The organism is Streptomyces gossypii (assembly GCF_025165795.1).
Classification (GTDB): Bacteria; Actinomycetota; Actinomycetes; order Streptomycetales; family Streptomycetaceae; genus Streptomyces; species Streptomyces gossypii.
Genome location: NZ_JAJAGO010000011.1, coordinates 182,373 through 203,914 on the forward strand (window position 1 = coordinate 182,373; position 21,542 = coordinate 203,914).

The 21,542-nt window shown below is 71.4% G+C and carries 18 protein-coding genes; 5 read left to right on the plus strand and 13 right to left on the minus strand.

The genetic code is table 11. The annotated features are described in order from the left end of the window. Positions 1-105: 105 nt before the first annotated feature. Positions 106-777 carry a two-component system response regulator PhoP gene (gene phoP / locus LHJ74_RS23345; protein ID WP_486587451.1) on the minus strand — a complete coding sequence of 224 codons (672 nt, stop codon included), beginning with the start codon at positions 775-777 and terminating at the stop codon, positions 106-108. 5 nt (positions 778-782) lie between these two features. Beyond that, the gene (phoR, locus tag LHJ74_RS23350; protein ID WP_260220123.1) at positions 783-2,075 is read right to left on the minus strand and encodes a two-component system sensor histidine kinase PhoR; all 1,293 of its coding nucleotides are present in this window, start codon (positions 2,073-2,075) and stop codon (positions 783-785) included. Between the two features lie 228 nt (positions 2,076-2,303). Between phoR and phoU the strand changes: the two genes are divergently transcribed. Next, entirely contained in the window at positions 2,304-3,002 is a 699-nt protein-coding gene (phoU, locus tag LHJ74_RS23355; RefSeq protein ID WP_260220124.1) for a phosphate signaling complex protein PhoU, read from the plus strand. Positions 3,003-3,126: 124 nt separating this feature from the next. Next, positions 3,127-3,279: a hypothetical protein gene (locus LHJ74_RS23360; protein ID WP_260220125.1), complete on the plus strand. Its 153-nt coding sequence runs from the start codon at positions 3,127-3,129 to the stop codon at positions 3,277-3,279. Positions 3,280-3,346: 67 nt separating this feature from the next. Here LHJ74_RS23360 and LHJ74_RS23365 read toward each other — a convergent pair whose 3' ends face one another. After that, positions 3,347-4,108 carry a phosphoglyceromutase gene (locus LHJ74_RS23365; RefSeq protein ID WP_260220126.1) on the minus strand — a complete coding sequence of 254 codons (762 nt, stop codon included), beginning with the start codon at positions 4,106-4,108 and terminating at the stop codon, positions 3,347-3,349. Between the two features lie 203 nt (positions 4,109-4,311). On the opposite strand from LHJ74_RS23365, the gene LHJ74_RS23370 reads away from it, so the two are divergent. Beyond that, positions 4,312-5,673, plus strand: a complete 1,362-nt coding sequence (locus LHJ74_RS23370) for an MDR family MFS transporter (protein WP_260220127.1) — start codon at positions 4,312-4,314, stop codon at positions 5,671-5,673. Here the strand turns inward: LHJ74_RS23370 and LHJ74_RS23375 are convergent. The 6 genes from LHJ74_RS23375 to LHJ74_RS23400 form a co-directional block, all read right to left on the minus strand. Then, positions 5,639-6,187: a type III secretion system chaperone family protein gene (locus LHJ74_RS23375; protein ID WP_260220128.1), complete on the minus strand. Its 549-nt coding sequence runs from the start codon at positions 6,185-6,187 to the stop codon at positions 5,639-5,641. The genes LHJ74_RS23370 and LHJ74_RS23375 overlap by 35 nt on opposite strands. Beyond that, positions 6,180-7,547, minus strand: a complete 1,368-nt coding sequence (gene mshA / locus LHJ74_RS23380; protein WP_260220129.1) for a D-inositol-3-phosphate glycosyltransferase — start codon at positions 7,545-7,547, stop codon at positions 6,180-6,182. Before mshA ends, LHJ74_RS23375 begins: the two co-directional genes overlap by 8 nt. A gap of 109 nt (positions 7,548-7,656) precedes the next feature. Then, entirely contained in the window at positions 7,657-8,247 is a 591-nt protein-coding gene (locus LHJ74_RS23385) for a hypothetical protein (RefSeq protein ID WP_260220276.1), read from the minus strand. A 76-nt stretch (positions 8,248-8,323) separates the two neighbouring features. After that, a complete protein-coding gene (locus LHJ74_RS23390; RefSeq protein ID WP_375546816.1) occupies positions 8,324-9,988 on the minus strand; it encodes a substrate-binding and vWA domain-containing protein in 1,665 nt (554 codons plus the stop codon). Beyond that, a complete protein-coding gene (locus LHJ74_RS23395; protein WP_260220130.1) occupies positions 9,985-11,226 on the minus strand; it encodes a toxic anion resistance protein in 1,242 nt (413 codons plus the stop codon). Before LHJ74_RS23395 ends, LHJ74_RS23390 begins: the two co-directional genes overlap by 4 nt. A 20-nt stretch (positions 11,227-11,246) precedes the next feature. Then, positions 11,247-12,371: a hypothetical protein gene (locus tag LHJ74_RS23400; RefSeq protein WP_260220131.1), complete on the minus strand. Its 1,125-nt coding sequence runs from the start codon at positions 12,369-12,371 to the stop codon at positions 11,247-11,249. A 96-nt stretch (positions 12,372-12,467) separates the two neighbouring features. On the opposite strand from LHJ74_RS23400, the gene LHJ74_RS23405 reads away from it, so the two are divergent. Continuing rightward, positions 12,468-13,274 carry a class I SAM-dependent methyltransferase gene (locus tag LHJ74_RS23405; RefSeq protein ID WP_260220132.1) on the plus strand — a complete coding sequence of 269 codons (807 nt, stop codon included), beginning with the start codon at positions 12,468-12,470 and terminating at the stop codon, positions 13,272-13,274. A gap of 49 nt (positions 13,275-13,323) precedes the next feature. Here LHJ74_RS23405 and LHJ74_RS23410 read toward each other — a convergent pair whose 3' ends face one another. From LHJ74_RS23410 to mshD, 4 genes are all read right to left on the minus strand, one after another. After that, positions 13,324-13,785 (minus strand): NUDIX hydrolase, encoded by a 462-nt coding sequence (locus LHJ74_RS23410; RefSeq protein WP_260220133.1) that lies wholly within the window; start codon positions 13,783-13,785, stop codon positions 13,324-13,326. Beyond that, entirely contained in the window at positions 13,769-15,061 is a 1,293-nt protein-coding gene (locus tag LHJ74_RS23415) for a CHAD domain-containing protein (protein WP_260220134.1), read from the minus strand. The genes LHJ74_RS23410 and LHJ74_RS23415 overlap by 17 nt, the downstream gene beginning before the upstream one ends. A gap of 114 nt (positions 15,062-15,175) precedes the next feature. Then, positions 15,176-17,551 carry an RNA degradosome polyphosphate kinase gene (locus LHJ74_RS23420; RefSeq protein WP_260220136.1) on the minus strand — a complete coding sequence of 792 codons (2,376 nt, stop codon included), beginning with the start codon at positions 17,549-17,551 and terminating at the stop codon, positions 15,176-15,178. A gap of 286 nt (positions 17,552-17,837) precedes the next feature. Next, positions 17,838-18,734, minus strand: a complete 897-nt coding sequence (mshD, locus tag LHJ74_RS23425) for a mycothiol synthase (RefSeq protein WP_260220137.1) — start codon at positions 18,732-18,734, stop codon at positions 17,838-17,840. A gap of 877 nt (positions 18,735-19,611) precedes the next feature. On the opposite strand from mshD, the gene LHJ74_RS23430 reads away from it, so the two are divergent. Beyond that, positions 19,612-21,459, plus strand: a complete 1,848-nt coding sequence (locus LHJ74_RS23430; RefSeq protein ID WP_260220138.1) for a bifunctional metallophosphatase/5'-nucleotidase — start codon at positions 19,612-19,614, stop codon at positions 21,457-21,459. The last annotated feature ends 83 nt before the right edge of the window (positions 21,460-21,542 follow it).

The following is a 21,542-nucleotide window of genomic DNA, read 5'->3' on the forward strand; positions in this document are numbered from 1 at the left end:
CGGTCCAGGGCCCTCACACGTGGACCGTACGACCACGTGGACGTACGACCAGGGACCGTATGACCGCCCGTGCTCCCTGGCACGGGCAGTGCTGACCTTCGCGGTTTACGGCTCGAACTTGTAGCCGAGCCCCCGCACCGTGACCAGATAGCGCGGCGCTCCCGGATCGGGCTCGATCTTGGCGCGGAGCCGCTTCACGTGCACGTCCAGCGTCTTGGTGTCGCCGACGTAGTCGGCCCCCCATACGCGGTCGATCAGCTGCATCCGGGTCAGCACCCGGCCCGCGTTCCGCAGGAGCATCTCCAGCAGGTCGAACTCCTTGAGCGGCAGATCGACCTTGCCACCGGAGACGGTGACGACATGCCGGTCGACGTCCATCCGGACCGGGCCCGCCTCCAGAGCCGCCGGGGTGACCTCCTCCGGTTCACCCCGACGCCGCAGCACGGCACGGACCCGGGCCACCAGCTCACGCGAGGAGAAGGGCTTGGTCACATAGTCGTCGGCTCCTATTTCCAGCCCGACGACCTTGTCGATCTCACTGTCCTTGGCGGTCACCATGATGACCGGGACATTGGAGCGGCCACGCAGCTGCCTGCACACCTCGGTGCCGGGAAGCCCCGGCAGCATGAGGTCGAGCAGCACCAGGTCGGCGCCGTTGCGTTCGAACTCGTCGAGCCCTTCCGGCCCCGTGGACGCCACGGCGACCTCGAAGCCTTCCTTGCGCAGCATGTAGGACAGTGCGTCGCTGAACGATTCCTCGTCCTCGACGACGAGCACTCTGGTCACGGGAGGACCTCCGGGGCAGAAAGGTGTTGATCTGAAGTGAAGGTCTCTTCGCCGTCTTCGTCTTCGAAGTCGGCGGGATCCTGCAGTGCGCCGCTCAGGCTGTTCCGGCTGCGCCGGGCTGCCTCGGCCCGCTCCCGCGCGCTGCCTGCTTCAGGCAGCCTCAGGGTAAAGGTGGACCCCTGTCCCTCAGCGCTCCACACGGTGACCTCCCCGCCGTGCGAAGCGGCCACATGCTTGACGATGGCGAGACCGAGTCCGGTACCGCCCGTCGCGCGGGAGCGGGCCGGATCAACGCGGTAGAACCGCTCGAAGATCCGCTCCTTGTCCATCGACGAGATCCCGATGCCCTGGTCGGTCACGGCGATCTCGATCATCTCTCCACCGGGCGCCGCGATCCGGCGCCCGGCTATGCCGACCCTGGTGCGGGCCGGAGAGTAGTTGACGGCGTTCTCGACGAGATTGCCCAGCGCCGCTGCCAGCTGGCCCCGGTTACCCCAGACGTGCAGTCCGGCGGTGCCGCCCGACGCCAGCGTGATCTGCTTGTTCCCCGCCGTCTGGCTGCAGCGGTCGATCGCCTCATCCACCAGCCCTTCCACTCCGATCGGCTCGGAGTCCTCCAGCGGGTCGTCGTTCTGCACCCGGGAGAGGTCGATCAGCTCCTGCACCAGGCTGGTCAGTCTGGTCGCCTCATTCTGCATGCGCCCGGCGAAGCGCAGTACCGCCTCCGGGTCCTCAGCCGCATCCGACACGGCCTCCGAGAGCAGGGAGAGCGCCCCGACCGGGGTCTTCAGCTCATGGCTGACGTTCGCCACGAAGTCGCGCCGCACCGCTTCGATGCGGCGTGCCTCCGTGAGGTCCTCCACCAGGAGGAGCACGAGCCGGGAGCCGAGCGGTGCGACCCGGGCGGAGACCGCGAGTGCGTCTCCCCGCCCCGTGCCACGACGCGGCAGGTCCAGCTCGACCTGGCGTATCTCTCCGTCCCGGCGGGTGTCGCGGGCCATCTGGAGCATGGGCTCGACGGTGAGCCTGCCACCGCGCACCAACCCGAGGGCGTACGCGGCCGAGCTGGCCTTGACCACGCTGTCCGCCTCGTCGAGGACGACGGCGGAGGAGCGCAGCACGGACAGCACCGTGTCGACGCCCGGCGGCAGCACCGCCTCGGAGTGCAGCGAGCTCCGCGTGGGGCGGTTCTGATCGCGCTCGCTCCAACGGAACGCCAGCATGGCGATGACGCCGGTACACACCCCGGCGATCGCTGCCGCAGCGGCGACTGCCGCGTTCACGTCCATGTCTCCAGGTTATGCGGCATCTGTGACAGCACCCCAGCCCTTCTCGGGTGGACTCGAACACTCGTCCCCCAGAGTTCACCTCGGTGTCGGAGCTGATTCACTTGGGAGGTCGGAGGCAGACGCATTTCGGGCGGAGCGTTGCTTGTGTGAGACCGTCCGCTCCCCTGGGCAGCACGGTCCAAGGGGGTTCAGGCTCCTGTGAACATGCCATGCGAGGGAAGGACCATCATGCGGGACGCGTACCACGAGGAGCTCGATTCCATCAGCGACAGCCTGGTCGAAATGGCCCGGCAGGTCGGTTCGGCGATCGGGCGGGCCACGGCGGCGATGCTGGACGCGGATCTGAAGCTCGCCGAGAGTGTGATCGCGGCGGACGAGAAGGTCGACGATCTGCAGCGCGATCTGGAGACCCGGGCGATCCAGCTGCTCGCCCGGCAGCAGCCGGTCGCCACCGACCTGCGGATCGTCGTCACCTCGCTGCGGATGAGCGCGGACCTCGAACGCTCGGGCGACCTGGCCCAGCATGTCGCCAAGGTGGCGCGGCTGCGCTTCCCCAACTCCGCGGTGCCGCGTGACCTTCAGGCCACGCTGCTGGAGATGGGGCAGCTGGCGCAGCGCCTGATGGCCAAGGCGGGCGAGGTCATCATCACCAAGGACGTCGATCTGGCACTCCAGCTCGAGCAGGACGACGACAAGATGGACGACCTGCACCGGACCCTCTTCCAGCACCTGATGGACGACCGCTGGAAGCACGGCATCGAGACGGCGGTGGACGTCACCCTCCTCGGCCGCTACTACGAGCGCTTCGCCGACCACGCGGTCTCGGTCGCACGCCGGGTCGTCTATCTGGTGACGGGCGACTACGCGGACGAGCTCGACGGCAACAACGTGCCCACCGATGGGACGGCTCCGGTCGAGAGCGTGTGACGAGGGGGCGTGCGGGCGCGCGGCGGGGCTTCTTCCTCCGGTACGGATGCGCGGTGCGCGCGCTCTTGATGCGCCGGGACGGGCAGGCGTGCAATGGCGGGAACGCCTTGTCGAGGAGGAACTCATGACCGAGTCCCCGCACCAGCCCGCGCCCGCCGTCCCCGCCGTCCACCACCCCGTGCCGCTGCCCCAGCTCCGTGCCTGCGCCTGCGGCCCGGGCTGCGGCTGCGGCTGCCAGTCGGGCGGGTCCTGCCAGTGCGGGGGCGCCTGCGGCTGAGTGGGACAAGCCCCCTACGAGCGGAGAACCGCTGGTAGGGGGCTTGCATCAGGGCTGCATGAGGGGCCTACTTCTTCTTGCCCTGGCTCTTGACCGCCTCGATCGCGGCCTTCGCCGCTTCCGGGTCCAGGTAGGTGCCGCCGGGGTTGACCGGGCGGAAATCGGCGTCCAGCTCGTAGGAGAGCGGGATCCCGGTCGGGATGTTGAGCCCGGCGATCTCCGCGTCCGAAACCCCGTCCAGGTGCTTGACCAGGGCGCGCAGTGAGTTGCCGTGCGCCGCGACCAGCACCGTGCGGCCGACCAGCAGGTCCGGCAGGATGCCGTCGTACCAGTACGGCAGCATCCGGACCACGACGTCCTTGAGGCACTCGGTGCGCGGGCGCAGCTCGCCCGGGATGTCGGCGTAGCGCGGGTCGTCGCTCTGCGACCATTCCGCACCGTCCGCGAGCTCCGGCGGCGGCGTGTCGTACGAACGGCGCCACAGCATGAACTGCTCCTCGCCGAATTCCGCGAGGGTCTGGGCCTTGTCCTTGCCCTGCAGCGCGCCGTAGTGCCGTTCGTTCAGCCGCCAGCTGCGCTGGACCGGGATCCACAGGCGGTCGGCGGACTCCAGCGCGAGGTTCGCGGTGCGGATGGCGCGCTTCTGGAGTGAGGTGTGCACGACGTCGGGGAGCAGTCCGGCGTCCTTGAGCAGCTCGCCGCCCCGGACCGCCTCCTTCTCACCCTTCTCGGTCAGGTTGACGTCCACCCAACCGGTGAACAGGTTCTTCGCGTTCCATTCGCTCTCGCCATGGCGGAGGAGGATCAGCTTGTACGGTGCGTCGGCCATGTTCCGAGACTAACCGGCGCGGCTGATCCGGCGCGCACGGCCTTCGCTTGACGGTGTCCGTCAATCCAGTGGCTTCGCCGGACCGTCCGTGCGTAACGTGCGCTCATCGCCTGGACCGCTTACACCAAGGCCAATGACCGGCAAGCGCCCGGCTGCGCGCGGGCCCGGCGCCCGCATCTGTCATCCGAGCAGAGGGTTGGCCCATGTCTTTGTCCGGCGTCCGACGAGCGGCCCGGGAGAGTGTGTCGGGGCTGCCCCGGCAGTTCTGGTGGCTGTGGACCAGCACCCTGATCAACCGCCTCGGGGCCTTCGTCGCCACTTTCCTGGCGCTCTATCTGACGGTCGAGCGCGGCTATTCGGCCTCCTACGCGGGGATGATCGGTGCGCTGTACGGACTGGGTGGTGTGATCTCCTCGATCGGCGGCGGGGTGCTCGCCGACCGGCTGGGGCGGCGGCCGACACTGCTGATCTCGCAGACCTTGACGGCCGTCTCGGTGGCGGCGCTGGGCTTCGTGGAACGCCCGGTCGCCATCGCGGTGCTGGCGTTTGTGGTGGGCATGGCCACCAACGGCTCACGGCCCGCCGTGCAGGCGATGATGGCGGACATCGTGGCGCCCGAGGACCGGGTGCGGGCCTTCGCGCTGAACTACTGGGCGATCAACCTGGGATTCGCGGTCTCGTCGACCGCCGCCGGGCTGATAGCGCAGTACAGCTACCGGTTCCTGTTCGTCGGCGAGGCGGTGATGGTGCTGGCGTGCGCGATCGTGGTCTTCGTGAAACTGCCGGAGTCCAGGCCGGAGTACGGGCCAGTTTCGGAAGCCGAGCCGGCAACAGGGCAGGGAACGGAAGCGGGGGCTGCGTCCGGGACCGGGCCCGTCGTCGTCTCGATGGGCACGGTGCTGCGCGACGCCCGTTTCATGGCGGTCGTCAGCCTCAATCTGGCGCTCGCGGTCCTCATCCAGCAGGCGTTCGTGGCGCTGCCGGTGTCGATGGGCCTACAGGGCTTCTCCAGCACCGACTTCGGGCTCGTCATCGCGGTGAACGGGCTGCTGATCGTGCTGTTGCAGCTACCGGTCATCCGGTTCATAGAGCATCGCGACCCGGCCCGGCTGCTTGTCGTCTCCGCGCTGCTGGCCGGGTACGGCTTCGGGCTCCACGCCTTCGCGAGCTCGGTGGCGTTCTACATGGTCGCGGTCTGCGTCTGGACACTGGGCGAGATCATCAACTCGCCCACCCAGATGGGGATCGTCGTACGCCTCTCGCCAGTGCACGGACGCGGCCGGTATCAGGGGATGTACGTGCTGTCCTGGTCGGTGGCCGCGTTGACCGGGCCGCTGCTGGGCGGCTTCGTCATCGACCGGTTCGGCCCGGACACGCTGTGGGCGATCAGCGCGGTGATCGGCACGGCGGTGGCGGTGGGGTACGGAGTGCTGCTGCGGGGCATGGAGGACGGCGGCACGCGGGGCGGAGACGGTACGGCGGCGGAGGCACCGGTCCAGGGAAAGGCCGCAACCGATGAGGGTGCGAAAGTCAGCTCGGCTCTGAAGGGCCGGTCAGCCGGGTGAACGCGTCCAGGTTGCGGGTCGATTCGCCCCGCGAGACCCGCCACTCGTACTCCTTGCGGATCGCGCTCGCGAAGCCCATCTCCAGCAGGGTGTTGAAGGATCCGTCGGCGTTCTCCAGGACGGTGCCCAGCAGTTGGTCCAGCCCCTCCGGGGTCACCACCGTCAGCGGCAGCCGTCCGGCCAGATAGATGTCGCCGAGCCGGTCGATCGCGTAACTCACCCCGTACATGCGGGTGTTCCGCTCCAGCAGCCAGCGGTGCACCTCGGCCTGGTTCTCGTCGGGGTGCCGGACGACGAAAGCGTTGACCGAGAGCGAGTGCCGCCCCACGACCAGCGAGCAGGTGGTGGACAGCTTCCGGGTGCCGGGAAGGGTGACGACATACGTGCCGTCGGCCGGGCTCTCCCACTCCAGCCCGGCGTCTTCCAGCACCTGCTCGATCACCGCCGCCGGCGCCGCGTCCGCCTCCGGTGCCCCGTGTGCCTGTGTTGTCTGTACGGACTTCCGCTCAGCCATGCAGGGATCGTAGGTGACCGCGCCGCTCCTGGAGCGCATCGGCGTAGACCTCCACCGTCGTGGCGGCCGTCGCCTCCCAGCCGAAGCCCTGCGCGTGCCGGGCCGCCGCAGCGCCCATCCGCTCCGCCCGCGTCTCGTCGTCCACGAAGCGGCGCAGAGCCCGCGCGTAGTCGGCGGGATCGTGCCCGGGCACGAGATAGCCGCTCACGCCGTCCTGGACCGCCACCGGCAGGCCGCCCACCGCTGCTGCGACGACCGGTGTGCCGCATGCCTGCGCCTCCACCGCGACCAGGCCGAACGACTCGCTGTAGGAGGGCATGACCAGCACGCTCGCCGCCCGGTACCAGTCCGCCAGCTGCTCCTGACCGACCGGCGGCCGGAAGCGGACGAGATCGGCGATGCCCAGCCGGGCTGCCAGTTTCTGCAGGCCCTCCGGCTTCGCCAGACCGCTGCCGCTGGGACCGCCCACCACCGGGACCAGCAGTCTGCGGCGCAGCGCCGGGTCGTCCCGGACGAGTGCCGCGACGGCCCGCAGCAGGATGTCCGGGGCCTTGAGCGGCTGGATGCGCCCCGCGAAGAGGGGGATCAGCGCGTGCTGCGGCAGGTCGAGCCGGGCACGGGCTGCGGCGCGGCCGTCGGCGGGGCGGAAGCGGCTCAGATTCACGCCGGGGTAGACGACGGCGGTGCTCGCCGGGGCCGCGAGGTAGTAGCGGACCAGCTCCTCGGCCTCCTCGGCGGTGTTCGCGATCAGCCGGTCGGCTGCCCGCACGATCTGGGTCTCGCCGATCACCCGGGCGGGAGGCTCGGGAGTGTCACCCCCCGCCAGCGCGGCGTTCTTCACCTTCGCCATCGTGTGCATCGTGTGCACCAGGGGGACGCCCCAGCGTTCGGACGCCAGCCAGCCGACATGGCCGGACAGCCAGTAGTGGGAGTGCACCAGGTCGTAGTGGTCGGCGCGGTGACCCGCCCACGCCTGCATCACGCCGTGGGTGAAGGCGCACAGCTGGGCGGGCAGCTCCTCCTTCGCGAGCCCCTCGTACGGCCCCGCGTCGATGTGGCGCACCAGCACGCCCGGCGCCAGCTCCACGGAGGGCGGCAGGTCGCCGGTCGTCGCCCGGGTGAAGATCTCCACCTCGACATCGCGGGCGGCCAGCTGCCTGGCCAGCTCCACGATGTAGACGTTCATGCCGCCCGCGTCACCGGTGCCGGGCTGGTGGAGGGGCGAGGTGTGCACGCTGAGCATCGCGACCCGGCGCGGCCTGCGCGCGCGCCGTGGCACCCGGCGGGGCAGGGAGGATGCGGCGAGAACGCCATGGGCGCGGCCGCTGAGGCCACCGAGCCGGGGTACCTGCTGGCTCACGGTCCGGTGCCTCCTCCACGTCAGGAACAACCCGCACAACACCGGTGGGGTTGCTCCGCATTTCTAGTTTGCCAAATCTTGACCAATCTCCTGGGGAATCCGGTACGGGCTACTCGGAGCGCCTGCGCTCTTCGAGGTAGTGCTCAAGGGTCTGCTGGTGCCGTTCCGCCACCGCCCGCAGCATCGAGGCGAGCGCGGCGGCCTCGTAGTGGAGGAGGCCCAGCTGCCGCTCCAGGTGCAGCTCGGGCGGCTCGCCGCCCGGCGCGAGACGGGTCCACCAGCGGATGCGGACGAAGGTGTCGACCACCTCCGGCACATCCTGCGAAATGATCCGGCGCAGGGCGTGCAGCGCCTCCGGATCGTCCGTCAGAGCACCACCCGGCCCGTCCGGGTCCAGCAGGGCAGCGAGCACCTCGTCCAGTTCGAGGAGCCTGCCGTCGGCCGGAGGCGGCAGCTCGACCTTGGCCAGATAGTCCCGGAGCGTCGCGAAGTCGGCGCGCAGGGCGTCGAGTTGCTCGGTGGGATCGGGGAAGTCCGGGGCGGCGGGCCGCTCCGGCGGGGCGATCAGCGCCCCCGCGCCGTACAGACCCGCGACCACGACGGGCCAGTAGGCACCCGCGACACCCGCGAAGGTGAGGCCCAGGCCGACGACTCCGGCCGTGCCTCCGGTGAGGTTCTTGCGCGACTCCAGGTAGGCCAGTGCCCTGCCGCCCCTGCCGCCCCTGCCGCCCCTTCCCGTCTTCCCGGAGCCCCCGGAGCCCCCGGAGCCCCCGCGCCTACTGGTAGCCACGGATCTCCTCGAACGCGCCTGCCAGCGAACCCTCGTTGGCGTCGAAGAGGCGCCCGCCGGTGAGTTCGGCGATGCTCGTCAGCTCCGCGTGGTCGGAGTCGCCGAAGAGGATGGGAAACACCGGTGCCTCCTGCCTGCGTTCGGGCAGGCCCCGGTAGAAGGACTCGAAGCCGGCGGCGTCCGTACCGGTCGTGTTCTGACCGTCGGTCATCAGCACGATCGAGGTGAAACGGTCGTCTCCGAGCGCCGACTCCCGCTTGTCGAGATGGCGGTAGGCCTCCTCCAGGCTGCTGAAGATCGAGGTGTTGCCCGCCGCGGTCAGCGAGTCGGCGTCCCCGCGGATCCTCCCGAGTGCCCCGGCGGGCCGCTCTTCGGGGACGGTGTGCGTACGGACGCGTTTGACCTCGGTGCCGAACGGCATCAGCGTCACCTCCTCCCGGTCGCGGAAGCGCTCCCCGGCGGGGGAGGTGTCCGCACCGGCGAGCCGGGTGAGCGCCTTCTTCAGCTTTTCGAGGCGCCCGCCCGCCATCGAGCCGGAGGTGTCCAGGACGTACACGGTGCGTGAGGGCCGCCGCAGCTCGTTCTCGTAGGCGGCGAGGAGCCCGTCGGCGACGGACTGGCTCCCGGGGAAGGGAAGTTCGTGCCGCTTCTCCTGGGAGAGCCCGGCCGCGGGCTCCACCGAGGCGACGACGGGGCGGCGGAACGTCTGCTCCGTGATCGCCCGCTGGGCCTCGGGGCTGCGCAGATGGCGGGCGAGGGTGCCGGCCGAGTCCCGCGCGTCCTCGGACGCCGAGGCGAGGTGGGTGAGCGGATAGTCGGCGGTGACCACGCCGTCCTTCGGCCGGATCACGGTCAGACCGGTGTCGCGGTCGCGGTTCATGGAGAGCAGCACGGACTCGTAGTTGATGAGGGCGTCGACCGAGCCGCGCCGTTCGTACGCGCTGGCCAGCCACCCGGAGGACCCCGAGGTCAGCTTCTGCCCGGCGAAGAACTCCTCGAGCTCGGGCGCGGCCTCGCGCACGTCCTCCTCGCGAAGCGCGGACTGGGCGTCGGAGAGCGCCGAGGCGGTCGAGATCAGCGCGGCGAAGCCGGAGTTGGAGCGCAGGGGATCGGTCATGCCGTAGGACAGCTTCCCGTCCGCCGCCGCCCGGTGGATCTGCGACCAGGTGACCTCGTCCGGCTGCCAGCCGAGCCGCTCGACCGCCTCCTTCTTGACCCCGAGCGCGACCGGTGAGGACATCAGCGGAGTCTCGGACCCGATCTTTCCGGCGGCGGCGGGCCGCAGCCGCAGGTAGTCGTTGGAGGCGAGCCAGACCGCGTCGTACCTGCCGTCCGCCTTCCCGGAGGCCACCTGCTCGACGGCGTCCAGCGTGCCCGTCCAGGTCGCCTTCACGGTGACGCCGGTCGCCTCGCGTGCCTGCTCCAGCACCGGTTTCAGGTCGGCGAGTTCACTGCTGGCCAGAACCCGCAGCGTGCGCGGGGCGCGGTCGCCACGGGAACCGCCGCCCTCGGAGCCGTCCGAGCCACCGGAGGTGCAGGCGGCGGTGCCCGCCAGCAGCGCGGCGGCGGTCAGCCAGACAGCCGCCCGGCGCCTCGCCCTGGTCCCGCCCGCCCGGCGCACGGGTGACGGGCTGCCCGGGGTCCGGGTCACAGGTGGCCGCCCTGTGCCGTGTCCGCGGGGCGCGTCCGCTCCAGGTACGTGTTCGCCTGCTGAAGCTCACCCGTCAGCGCCTCGATCGTCGTGGCCATCGACTCCGTCGCCTGCACCTTGTACACGTCGATCGCGTCCAGCGTGCGGTAGATCTGCTGGAAGGCCGTCCGCAGCGTCTCCACGCCCACCGCCGGGTCGGCGGCGATCCGCTGGATCTCGCCGCTCTGCGTTTCGAGCATCTGCGCGTTGCCGCGGATCAGGTCCTCCGTCGTCCCGCGCAGCGCGTTGACCTGCTCCGTCACCTTGCGCTGGTTCTCCAGCGCGGATGCCAGCATCACCGAGATGCGCAGCGCCGAAACGGTGGTGGTCGCCGCCCGGTCGACGCCCTTGACCAGCTCCTCGTTGTTGCGGCGTACGACGTCCATCGCCAGATAGCCCTGCGCGCACACCGCGAGCTGCGTCATCAGATCCTGGTGCTTCTGCCGTACCGGGAAGAGCACGTCGGCACGGAGCGCGTCCGCCTGGACGGGGTCGGTGGCCTCGACGTCGGTGATGCGCTGCCCGGTCGCCGTGTCCAGGGCTTCGGCCAGGATCACGTGCTCCTGGAGCTTGCCCATCGTCTCCCACAGACGGATGCGCTCGGTGTGCAGCGCGGCGTTGTCGCGCCGCAGCTCGTCCTGGCCGCCGCGCAGCGAGCCGACGATCTTGTTGAGGGTGCCCTGCGCCGAGGCGTACCGGGCGACGTGGTCGCGCAGCCTGTTGCCGCCCGGCAGCTTGGAGAGCAGCCGCCGGGCACCCCGGCGCGACCCCTCTCGCGGGTCCAAGTCCTCGACGGTGCGGCGCAGTTCGACCAGCGAGGAGGAGACCCGGGTCTGGCTGTCGCCGCCCTCGCCCTCGCCGAGAGACCGCACCGTGCGGTCGAGCATGCGGTTGGACTGCTGGGCGGCGCTGCGCATCTCGCCGGAGCCGAGCGCCGCGATCTCCCCTATGCGGGTGGCGAACTCGGGCGAGCGGGCGTCGAGCGCGGCCAGCCCGTCCACGTACTCGGCGGCGCGGCGCTCCATCTCCTCCCGTACGGATTCCGGCACCGGCACCAGGCCCGCGGCCTTCTCCTTCGGGACGGGGGCGACGGGCTCGGGCGGGGTGAGGACCCAGTCGTCGCCGCCGGTGGACCCGGTGGGCCCGGCCGCCTCGGAGGACTTCGTGGGTCGGGTGGGTTCGGTGGATCCGATGGACACGTCGGTCTCCCAGCTACTGGCTACTGGCTCTTGGCCCGTTGCGCGATCTTCCGCAGCACCTCGGCCGTGGGCACGGGTGCCTGCCGTACTCCGTTCAGGTCCTGATTGAGGTGGCCGGCGTGGGGCTCGGTGGCGGCGGCGAACTCGGCAGTGGCACCCTGCGGCCGGAATCCGTGCCGGACCGCCAGCTCGCGCAGCTTCTCGTCACCGCTCAGCAGGCGGCCGAGCTTGCGTCCCTCCGTGGTGAGCGGCACCAGGGTGTGGTCGCTGTTGACCGTGGTGTCCGGGTAGAGGACGACGAGGTCACCGACGTCCTGCCGCTGGATCAGCAGGGAGGCGACCTGCGCCTCGTAGACCAGGACCAGCGGGTTGCCCGCACCGCTGACGAAATCGCGGAAGGGAGCGTCGGAGCTGGTCTGCTGGGCGCCCTGGACTCCGATGAGCTTCCGCATCAGCCCGGCCGTCCTGTCGATGTCCGCGTCGTCGGCGGCCACCCGGCCACCGTCGGCGGCATAGGAGGCGGCGGCCAGATAGAGCGCACCGGAGTTGGAGGCGACCGGGTCGGTGCTGGTGACGAAGACCGTCCCGGTCAGCTGGCTGTGCGCGTCCCCGCCCTTCAGCTCCTGCCAGGTGCGGTCGCTCTCGGCCGCCTTGAGATAGGCGCCCATCTTCAGCGTGCCGCTGTTCTTGCCGTCGAGCACGGCGAGCCCGTTGTCGGCGAGGACCCGGGCGGCGTCGCGGTGAGCCGCCACCACGAGCGGCGAGTAGAAGGGGCGCGGCAGCTCCCCCTTGACCCCGGCCTTCCGCGCCAGCTCCCTGGCCGGAGCCGTGCTGCCCGGGAAGGCGAAGTCGTAACCCCTGAGGGGCCGTTCGTTCATCGCCCAGGAGCCCGACTTCTCCGCCTTGACGATGAGCCCGTGGGCGGCCAGGGTCTTCGCCACCTCCGGGTCGGCGAAGAACTCGGCCTTCTCGGACCCGATCACCCCGCGCACGGTCGTCGTCGCCGTGCCTTCGCCGTCCTTGCCTTCCTTCTCCGTCTCGCCGCCCGCGACGACGGCCGCCGCTACGCCGCCGAGCAGCACCACGGCGAGGATGATTCCCAGGATGCGTCTCACGGAGAACAGCGTGCTTGCGGAAACCCACATTCCGGTCCTCGTTCGGTGTACGGAGGGTGAAGTACCGGTCGCAGATCAGACGCACGCCTGGGAGGCCCTGTCACGGGGAGGCCGTAAGCTCGCCGTATGTCCGGCCGCGCCCCCTCCCGCCCCGTCGGGACGGCGACTCGCGGGACCACCCACCCGAACCGGCTGCGCCGCATGGACCGCTGGATCGCCCAGGCACACGCGCCCGTGCTGCGGCGCGCGGACGAGGCGCCCCTCGCCATCGACCTCGGCTACGGCGCCGCTCCCTGGACGGCCGTCGAACTCATGCTGCGGCTGCGCCGCACACGACCGGACGCCGAGGTCGTCGGGCTGGAGATAGACCCGGCACGCGTCGCGGCCGCCCGGCCGTACGAACGGCACGGGCTCAGTTTCCGGCGCGGCGGCTTCGAGCTCCCCGTGGAGCGCGCGCCGCTGCTCATCCGGGCCGCGAACGTCCTGCGCCAGTACCCGGAAGAGCAGGTCGCAGGCGTGTGGGCTCAGCTGCGCGAGCGGCTGGCGCCGGGCGGGCTGCTGGTGGAGGGGACCTGCGACGAGATCGGACGACGGCACGTCTGGGTAACGCTCGGGGCGGAGGGCCCGCGCACGGTGACCTTCGCGGCGCGGCTGGCCTCGCTGACGCGCCCGTCCGATCTGGCCGAGCGGCTGCCCAAGGCGCTGATCCACCGGAATGTGCCGGGTGAGCCGGTGCACGCGTTCCTGCGCGACTTCGACCGGGCCTGGGCGGGCGCCGCGCCGTACGCGGCGCTCGGTGCGCGGCAGCGGTGGATCCGTGCCGCGCACTCCCTGGGCGGCGACTGGCCCCTCACGGACGACCCGCGCCGCCGACGCCAAGGCGAGCTGACCGTCCCCTGGACGGCCCTCGCTCCGCGCGGCTGGCCGGGGTGAGCGTGGCGGTATACAGCCACTGGATGGCCGTAATGCGCCACGCTCCGACTCAGGTGGCGTGGAGGGCGGACATCAGAGCGTCGATCAGGGGGCGGTCGCGCTCATGGCTGAGGCGGTCGCGGGCGGCGGCCGGAGGGAGCCAGGCGAGGCGGTCGACCTCCTTGTTGGGCAGGAAGGCGCCGCCGGTCGCCTCGGCCGCCCAGTAGCGGACCTCCTTGGGCCGTCCGTCGTCGATCGTGTAGCGGGAGGTCGGCAGCGGGCTGCCGGGCGCGCACTCCATGCCCGTCTCCTCGCGCACCTCCCGCACGGCTCCCCGCAGCGCGTCCTCGCCCCGCTTGAGCTTGCCCTTCGGGAGCGACCAGTCTCCGTAGCGGGGCCGGTGCACGAGGCCGATCTCGATTCCGCCGTCGTGCGGGGAGCGCCGCCACAGCACGCACCCGGCCGCCCGCACCGTACGCGGCGGCCCGGTCGTGGCGCCGGCGCCGGCGCCGGGGTCACCCTCGGCCGTCATTGACCTGCCCCGCCCTCTCGGACCCCCTCGCGGTCCACAGGCGCCCGAACGCGAACCGGGCGGCCTCCACCTCGTGCCGCTGGTCGGCGTGCAGCACGCCCAGGGCATACGCGGTGGCCGGGGCGATGCGCGGCGTACGCGCGGCCGCCGCCGCGGCGGCGGCCGCCTCCGCCGCGTCGCGGTGCCGGTCCAGCGCGCGGCTGGCCGGACCCAGGCGGTACTCGATCTCCCTCGACCCCATGCCGTCGGCGCCGGGGGCCTGGATGTCGAGCCAGGCGCCCGTGCGCAGCACCTCCCGCGCGTACCGGTGCAGCCGCAGCAGCAGCCGTACCTGGTGCCAGGCCGCGTCCCCCTGCACCTCGACGGCCAGCGAGCGGGCGAGCGCCTCCGCGTTGTACGGGTGCTCCGCGCGCGCCAGCGGCAGCACGTCGACCGCCTCGGCCAGCCGCCGCCGCGCCTGCTCGGCGAGCGGCACCAGCGCCTCGGCCACCGGCCTCGCGTCCGCTTCCGGCGCGAGCGGCGTCTCGGAGGCGAGGACGGCGACCGCGTCCGCGACCGCGTGGAAGCGCGAGGAGCCCAGCGCCTGGAGCGCCGCCGAGTGCGCCCGCGTACGGGACAGCGTCAGCTGCCGCTCCAGCAGGGCGCCCGCACGGGCCGCGCCCACCGGGAGCGCGCTGCCGCCGCCCGCCGGTCCTCCGGCGCCGCCGGTGGTCACCGTGCCGCCGTCGCTCGCCAGCCGGTGCAGCGCGCCCAGCAGCCGGTCCAGCCGGGCGGCGTAACCGTACTCGCGCGCCAGCGTGCCCGAGAGCCAGCTCAGCTCGGCCCGGAGCTGATCGGCCCACCCGGTGTCGACAAGCGGGCGGTAGGTGTGCAGTGCGCCGCCGAGGCGCCGCGCGGAGCGCCGCAGCTGCCGTACGGCGGCGGTCGCCTCCGCCACGGCCTCGGCGCTGCCCGCGCTCTCGCCGTGCACCCGCAGGCTGCGCAGGAACTCGGTTGCCTGCCTGCGCAGATACGTGCCCAGCACGTCGCCCGCGCTGGCGTCGGAGGCGTCACCTCCGGTGGCGTCACCCGTGCTGGTGACACCCGCGGTGGCCGCTTCGGGCGCCGGGGTTCCTGCCGCACCCGTCGCGCCCGCGCCCGAGCCCGCGCCTGGCTCACCTGGCGCACCGGCCGACCCGCCCGCCTGGTGCGGCGGTCTCCCCTGGCCCGCGCCGACCAGTGCGCCCGCGCCCGGTGGCCCCGCGTCCTCCGCGACCGAATTCCGCTGCCGCCCCATTACAGCCCCTCCCCAGCGCCCGCGCTCGTCGTCCGCACAGCACGCTCGGCGCACGCCCCCCGGGCATCCGTGTCCGCCCCGGCCCGCTCGAAAAGCACTGGCCTGACCGGCGGTTCATGCAGCTGGGCCACGTCGGCGCCTCCGGGCGTCGATCAGCATTTCCTGGATGTTCCGCAGCGGCTGGCCGTCGGCGTCGTGTGCGACGCGCGTCCAGTCGCCGTCCGGGCCGAGGTGCCAGGACGCGGTGGTGTCCGACGTCCCGGTCTCCAGCAGCCCGTTCAGCGAGGCGCGGTGCCCGGGATCGGTGACCCGGACCAGCGCCTCGATCCTGCGGTCGAGATTCCGGTGCATCATGTCGGCGCTGCCGAACCACACCTCCGGTTCGCCGCCGTTCCCGAAGACGAAGACACGGGAGTGCTCGAGAAAGCGCCCGAGCACGCTCCGCACCCGTATGTTCTCGCTGAGCCCGGCCACGCCCGGCCGCAGCGCGCAGATGCCGCGCACCCACACGTCCACCGGCACCCCCGCCTGCGAGGCGCGGTAGAGCCCGTCGACGATCGTCTCGTCGACCATCGAGTTGACCTTGATCCGGATGTACGCCGGACGCCCGGCCTCATGGTGGGCGACCTCCCGCTGTACGCGCGAGACCAGCCCGTCCCGCAGCGACCGGGGCGCCACGAGCAGCCGCCGGTAGGTGGCACGCCGCGAGTAGCCGCTGAGCCGGTTGAAGAGGTCCGACAGATCGGCCCCCACCTGCTGTTCCGCGGTGAGCAGGCCCAGGTCCTCGTACAGCCGTGCTGTCTTGGGGTGATAGTTGCCGGTGCCGACGTGCGCGTAACGGCGCAGCGTCTCCCCCTCCTGGCGCACCACCAGCGACAGCTTGCAGTGTGTCTTCAGCCCCACCAGCCCGTACACCACATGGCAGCCGGACTCCTCCAGCTTGCGGGCCCACTTGATGTTGGCCTGCTCGTCGAAGCGGGCCTTCAGCTCGACCAGCACCAGCACCTGCTTGCCGGACTCGGCGGCATCTATCAGCGCGTCGACGATCGGGGAGTCGCCGGAGGTCCGGTAGAGGGTCTGCTTGATCGCCAGGACGTCCGGGTCCGCCGCCGCCTGTTCCAGGAACGCCTGGACGGAGGTGGAGAAGCTGTCGTACGGGTGGTGCAGCAGCACGTCGCGTTCGCGAAGCGCCGCGAAGATGTCAGGTGCGGAGGCCGACTCCACCTCCGCCAGATCACGGTGGGTGCCCGCGACGAACTTCCGGTACTTCAGATCCGGCCGGTCCATCGCCGAGGCGATCCCGGCCAGGCCGGTCAGATCCAGCGGACCAGGCAGCGGATAGACCTCGGCCTCGCCGACCTTCAGCTCCCGCACCAGCAGATCCAGCACGTACGGGTCGATCGACTCCTCGACCTCCAGCCGCACCGGCGGACCGAAGCGGCGCCGCATCAGCTCCTTCTCCAGCGCCTGGAGGAGGTTCTCGGTGTCGTCCTCCTCGACCTCGAGATCCTCGTTCCGCGTGACCCGGAACATGTGGTGACCCAGCACCTCCATGCCGGGGAACAGCTCCTCCAGATGCGCCGCGATCACATCCTCCAGCGGCACATAGCGCTGCGGGGAAGCCTCCAGGAAGCGGGCCAGCAGCGGCGGCACCTTCACCCGCGCGAAGTGGTTGTGGCCGCTCATCGGATTGCGCACGACCACGGCCAGATTCAGCGACAGCCCCGAGATGTACGGGAACGGGTGCGCCGGGTCGACGGCCAGCGGCGTCAGCACCGGGTAGATCTGCTGCCGGAAGAGCGTGAAGAGCCGCGCCTGCTCCTTCTCGGTGAGCTCGGGCCAGCGCAGCACCTGCAGGCCCTCCTCGGCGAGGGCGGGCGCGACATCCTGCTGGAAGCAGGCGGCGTGCCGCGCCATCAGCTCCCGCGAGCGGTTCCAGATCAGCTCCAGCACCTCGCGCGGCTGGAGGCCGGAGGCCGAACGGGTCGCGACACCGGTCGCGATGCGGCGCTTCAGCCCGGCGACCCGGACCATGAAGAACTCGTCCAGATTGCTGGAGAAGATCGCCAGGAAGTTGGCCCGCTCGATCAGCGGCGTCTCCGGATCCTCCGCCAGCTCCAGCACGCGCTCGTTGAAGGCGAGCCAGCTGCGCTCACGGTCCAGGAACCGCCCCTGCGGGAGATCCCCGGCATCGGCGTGCGGCCCCTGGCCCTCCTCGTAGGTGTCCGGGTCGGAGTCGAGATCCGGCTCCAGCGCAGGGCCGGGGCGCCGGCTGGAGCCCGGGCCCGTGACGGCATGCGGGCGGTGCGCGGCGATGGAGCCGACGGAGGGCTGAGCGGTCTGGGCCGGGGCCTGCGCCCCCTGCGCCGGGGACGCAGATACGGGGGCGCCCGGTGCGGCCTGCTCAGCGTGCCCGGCCTGCGCAGGGGTGCTGCCCTGCCCGGCCTGCGTAGCGGTCGGCTGGACGTGCGGTGCGGCTGGCTGGCTCATACCCCCATTGTTCCGCGCACCGGTGACACCGGGCGCGGTGAGACGGTGGGGGCGAGCGGCTGACTGCATTCCGCGATGCTCGCAAGCGAGTTTGAATCCGTGGTTAAGCGAACATGGCGGCCAGGGGATCACCGCGTTGCCGCGAGGCGCGACGGCCGCACTGCGCGCCCCCACCTCTACCAGTGCGGCGCCACAGCCGCCGAGGGGGGTGTCCTCAGTCGCCGGACGGGCTGTCCCCGAGCCCGCCCGCCCCACCATTCGGCCCGTCCGGCGTTGGAGGACTCCCTCAGGTTTCGGTGCGGTACATCAGATCCGTTTCGTGGGTGCGGAAGCCCAGGCGTTCGTAGACCGCCAGGGCCGGGGTGTTGTCGGCGTCGACATAGAGCATCGCCGTCGGGAGGCCGCGATCGCGCTCCAGGTGGCGCAGGCCGACCGCCGTGAGGGCCTTGCCCAGACCGCTGCCCTGCTCGTCCGGTGACACACCCAGTACGTACACCTCTCCCAGTTGCTCCGCGCTGTGCACCTTCGTCCAGTGGAAGCCCACCAGCCGCTCGCCGCGCACGGCCAGGAAGAAACCCGCCGGGTCGAACCAGGACTCGGCCTTGCGGTCGTCGAGGTCCCGCTGGGTGAGCGTGCCCTGTTCCGGGTGGTGGGCGAAGGCGCGGGCGTTCAGCGCGAGCCAGGCCGCGTCGTCCTGGCCGGGAACGAAGGTCCGTACGGACACGCCTGCGGGCAGGGACGGCTCGGGCAGTTCGAGCCCGGCGAGCGGGCGGCGCAGCTGCCGCAGTTCGCGGAAGAGGGTCAGCCCGAGCAGCTGCGCCAGATGCTTGGCTGCCGGGTGCCCGCCGTGCGCCCATACGCGCAGCCTCTTGCCGGAGGTGCTCAGCAGCGCCTGCCCGAGCTGACGGCCGTATCCGCGCCCCCGGAGCCCGGGGTGCACGACCAGTTCGCCCGCCGGGGCCTCGACCGGGTCGGTGTCCTCCAGTTGCGCGTAGCCCACCAGTCTTTCCTGCTCCCGCAGCAGCAGGTGCCGTACTCCCGCCCGCCTCCCGCCGCGCAGTTGGAGCCGCCCCTGTTCGGATACGGCGCTCTGCCCGTCGGTGTGGGCCGCCGCGTCGATCAGGTCCTGTGCCTCCCGTACCGCTTCGGGAGCCACCTCGTCCACCACCACCACGTCACTCATGGAGCGAGCCTAGACGTTGCCGCCAGGCCCCGGCTCCTGCCCTGCGGTGGCGGTCCGGCCTCGCCCCTCGGGCTTGACGAGTTCTCGGAGGCAGTCGGCGCAGCGTGGCGACTTGCCTTGTCCGCCACATCTCAGACTGGTTCCGTTGTTCGTCAGGGCGGATCAAGCCCATGCCCCGGGAATTGGGCGTCACCGAGGGGACGCGGGCTGTGAAGTGCGGTGCCTGCTCGGCTCGTTCGGGGATTGGACAGGTGATCCGAGCCCACCGTGACGGGGCGTGTGAACTGTGCACCGCAGAAGAGCGGTGCCGCCCTAGAATCGGCTGCCGGACGGCGTGGCAGTGAGTGGTTCGCTGGCAGGCGTCGGCTCCTGTCACCGACCGCGCTGACATGCCAAGTGACCGAGGGGGCTGACCCAGTGGTGGTGTGGAGCGGCGGCGGGTGCTGGTTCATCTTGCTCGGGCCCATGACGGTGGGCCTCGGAATGGGTGTCGGTTTCCTAGGCGGGGGTGAGACAGGCGCGCACCTGGGAGCCGTCGCCGCCGGCATCCTGCTGTGGTTACTCGGCAGGTACGTGAACCGGGACGTGCTCTATCTGGACCCCCGGGGAAACGAATATCTCCCCCCTAACCGCCACACCCTCTACTGGATCCCGGTCCAGTACTGGGGCATAGCCGTGGTTCTGTGGGCAATCGGTGGTTGGATCTTCGGGTGAGAAGGGTAGGCCGGAGCACTCGGCCTGGACAGCGCAGCGTCGGACGCGCGGCATCGGCCGGAAACCCGCTCTTCACCGTCGGCACACTGACGCGCTACGCGCGTTGACCGTAGGCTGCCGTCCGCCTCCCCAGTACCGCCGTCCAGAGAGGGAACCAGGAATCATGGCCGCAACACCTCAACGCAGACGCCGTACCGGCCGGTTGACGGCGACGGCTGCCGCGCTGGTCACCGCCGCCGCGCTGCTCAGCGCGGCGGTACCGGCGAGCGCGGACAGCAGTGCGGAAGCCGCCGCCGCTTCCTCCCACGGCAAGGACCACGGCAAGGGACACGGCAAGGGACACGGCCGTACGGTCGATGTGCAGATGCTGTCGTTCAACGACTTCCACGGAAACCTGGAGCCCCCGCAGGGCTCCTCCGGCCGGGTGAGCGAACTCCAGCCGGACGGCACCACGAAGGAGGTCGCGGCGGGCGGCGCCGAGTACCTCGCCTCCAGCCTGCGCGACGCCCGCAAGGGCGAGCGCTACTCCGTCACCGCCGCGGCGGGCGACATGGTCGGCGCCAGCCCGCTGCTCTCCGGGCTCTTCCACGACGAGCCGACCGTCGAGGCGATGAACAAGCTGGGGCTGGACGTCACCTCCGTGGGCAACCACGAGTTCGACGAGGGGCGTGCGGAGCTGGAGCGGCTCCAGCGCGGCGGCTGCCATCCCGAGGACGGCTGCTACACCGAGGGCCGGGAGTTCGAGGGCGCCGACTACCCCTATCTCGCCGCGAACGTCACCGCCGAGAAGACCGGCAGGCCCGTCCTGGAGCCGTACCACATCTGGAAGCACCGGGGCGTGAAGATCGGCTTCGTCGGCGTCACCCTGGAGGGCACGCCGGACATCGTCTCGGCCGACGGCGTCAAGGGCCTGGAGTTCCACGACGAGGTCGAGACCATCGACAAGTACGCCGAGGTGCTCCGGCGCAAGGGCGTGAACGCGGTGGTCGCGCTCATCCACGAGGGCGGTTCGCCCGCGGGCGCCGCGTACAACTACGACTGCGACAGCCCCGGTCCCGGCGACGGCCTCTCCGGGCCGGTCGCCGAAATCGCCAAGGCCACCACCTCGAAGGTGGACGCGCTGGTCACCGGTCACACCCACCAGGCGTACGCGTGCAGCATCCCGGACCCGTCCGGCACTCCGCGCACCGTCACCTCGGCCGCCTCCTACGGCAAGCTCTTCACCGAGACGACGCTCACCTACGACCGCGCCACCAAGGACATCGTGCGCACCGAGGTGGGCGCGGTGAACCATGTGGTGAGCCGTGAGCAGCCCAAGGCGAAGGACATCACCGCGCTCATCACCGAGTGGAACAAGCTGGCCGCGCCGGTCGCCGAGAAGCCGGTCGGCTGGATCAGCGAGGACATCCCCGGACGTGGCGCGCAGACGCCCGAGTCGCCGCTGGGCGACCTGATCGCGGACGCGCAGCTGGCGCACGCCAAGGAGCAGGACCCGGGCACAGACCTGGCGCTGATGAACCCCGGCGGCATCCGCGCCGACCTCACGCACGCGGCTTCCGGGAACGAGGGCGACGGGGTGGTGACCTACGCGGAGGGCTTCACCGTCCAGCCGTTCTCCAACACGGTCAACCTCGCCGACCTCACCGGCGCGCAGCTGCTCCAGGCGCTGCGGGAGCAGGTCAGCGGCGCGAACGAGGCGTCGCCGAAGATCCTCCAGGTATCGGAGGGCTTCAGCTACACCCTGGACCTCACCAAGTCGGGCGCGGACCGGATCGACGCCGGCTCGGTGCGGCTGAACGGTGAGCCGCTCGACCCGGACGCCACCTACCGGGTCGCGATGAACAGCTTCCTGGCCGGCGGCGGCGACGGTCTGCCCACCCTGGGCGAGGGGACGAACCCGCTGGTCGGCGGGGACGATCTGGCGGCGATGGAGTCGTACCTCAGCGCCAACTCCTCGGCTGACGCGCCGCTGGCCGCTCCGGCGGCGGACCGCATCACGGTCATCAGCTGACGCCGGCTGACGGCTGACGGCTCATCGCGGGAACAGTGCGTCGCCCGGCCTCACGGGGCCGGGCGACGCGCTGTTCCCGCTCA

What these genes read in the sequence shown, in the direction of transcription:
- phoR (WP_260220123.1), bottom strand. Translation starts at nt 2,075, where the DNA reads ATGGACGTGAACGCGGCAGTCGCCGCTGCGGCAGCGATCGCCGGGGTG.
- phoU (WP_260220124.1), top strand. Translation starts at nt 2,304, where the DNA reads ATGCGGGACGCGTACCACGAGGAGCTCGATTCCATCAGCGACAGCCTG.
- LHJ74_RS23360 (WP_260220125.1), top strand. Translation starts at nt 3,127, where the DNA reads ATGACCGAGTCCCCGCACCAGCCCGCGCCCGCCGTCCCCGCCGTCCAC.
- LHJ74_RS23365 (WP_260220126.1), bottom strand. Translation starts at nt 4,108, where the DNA reads ATGGCCGACGCACCGTACAAGCTGATCCTCCTCCGCCATGGCGAGAGC.
- LHJ74_RS23370 (WP_260220127.1), top strand. Translation starts at nt 4,312, where the DNA reads ATGTCTTTGTCCGGCGTCCGACGAGCGGCCCGGGAGAGTGTGTCGGGG.
- LHJ74_RS23375 (WP_260220128.1), bottom strand. Translation starts at nt 6,187, where the DNA reads ATGGCTGAGCGGAAGTCCGTACAGACAACACAGGCACACGGGGCACCG.
- LHJ74_RS23400 (WP_260220131.1), bottom strand. Translation starts at nt 12,371, where the DNA reads ATGTGGGTTTCCGCAAGCACGCTGTTCTCCGTGAGACGCATCCTGGGA.
- LHJ74_RS23405 (WP_260220132.1), top strand. Translation starts at nt 12,468, where the DNA reads ATGTCCGGCCGCGCCCCCTCCCGCCCCGTCGGGACGGCGACTCGCGGG.
- LHJ74_RS23410 (WP_260220133.1), bottom strand. Translation starts at nt 13,785, where the DNA reads ATGACGGCCGAGGGTGACCCCGGCGCCGGCGCCGGCGCCACGACCGGG.
- LHJ74_RS23415 (WP_260220134.1), bottom strand. Translation starts at nt 15,061, where the DNA reads ATGGGGCGGCAGCGGAATTCGGTCGCGGAGGACGCGGGGCCACCGGGC.
- LHJ74_RS23420 (WP_260220136.1), bottom strand. Translation starts at nt 17,551, where the DNA reads ATGAGCCAGCCAGCCGCACCGCACGTCCAGCCGACCGCTACGCAGGCC.
- mshD (WP_260220137.1), bottom strand. Translation starts at nt 18,734, where the DNA reads ATGAGTGACGTGGTGGTGGTGGACGAGGTGGCTCCCGAAGCGGTACGG.
- LHJ74_RS23430 (WP_260220138.1), top strand. Translation starts at nt 19,612, where the DNA reads ATGGCCGCAACACCTCAACGCAGACGCCGTACCGGCCGGTTGACGGCG.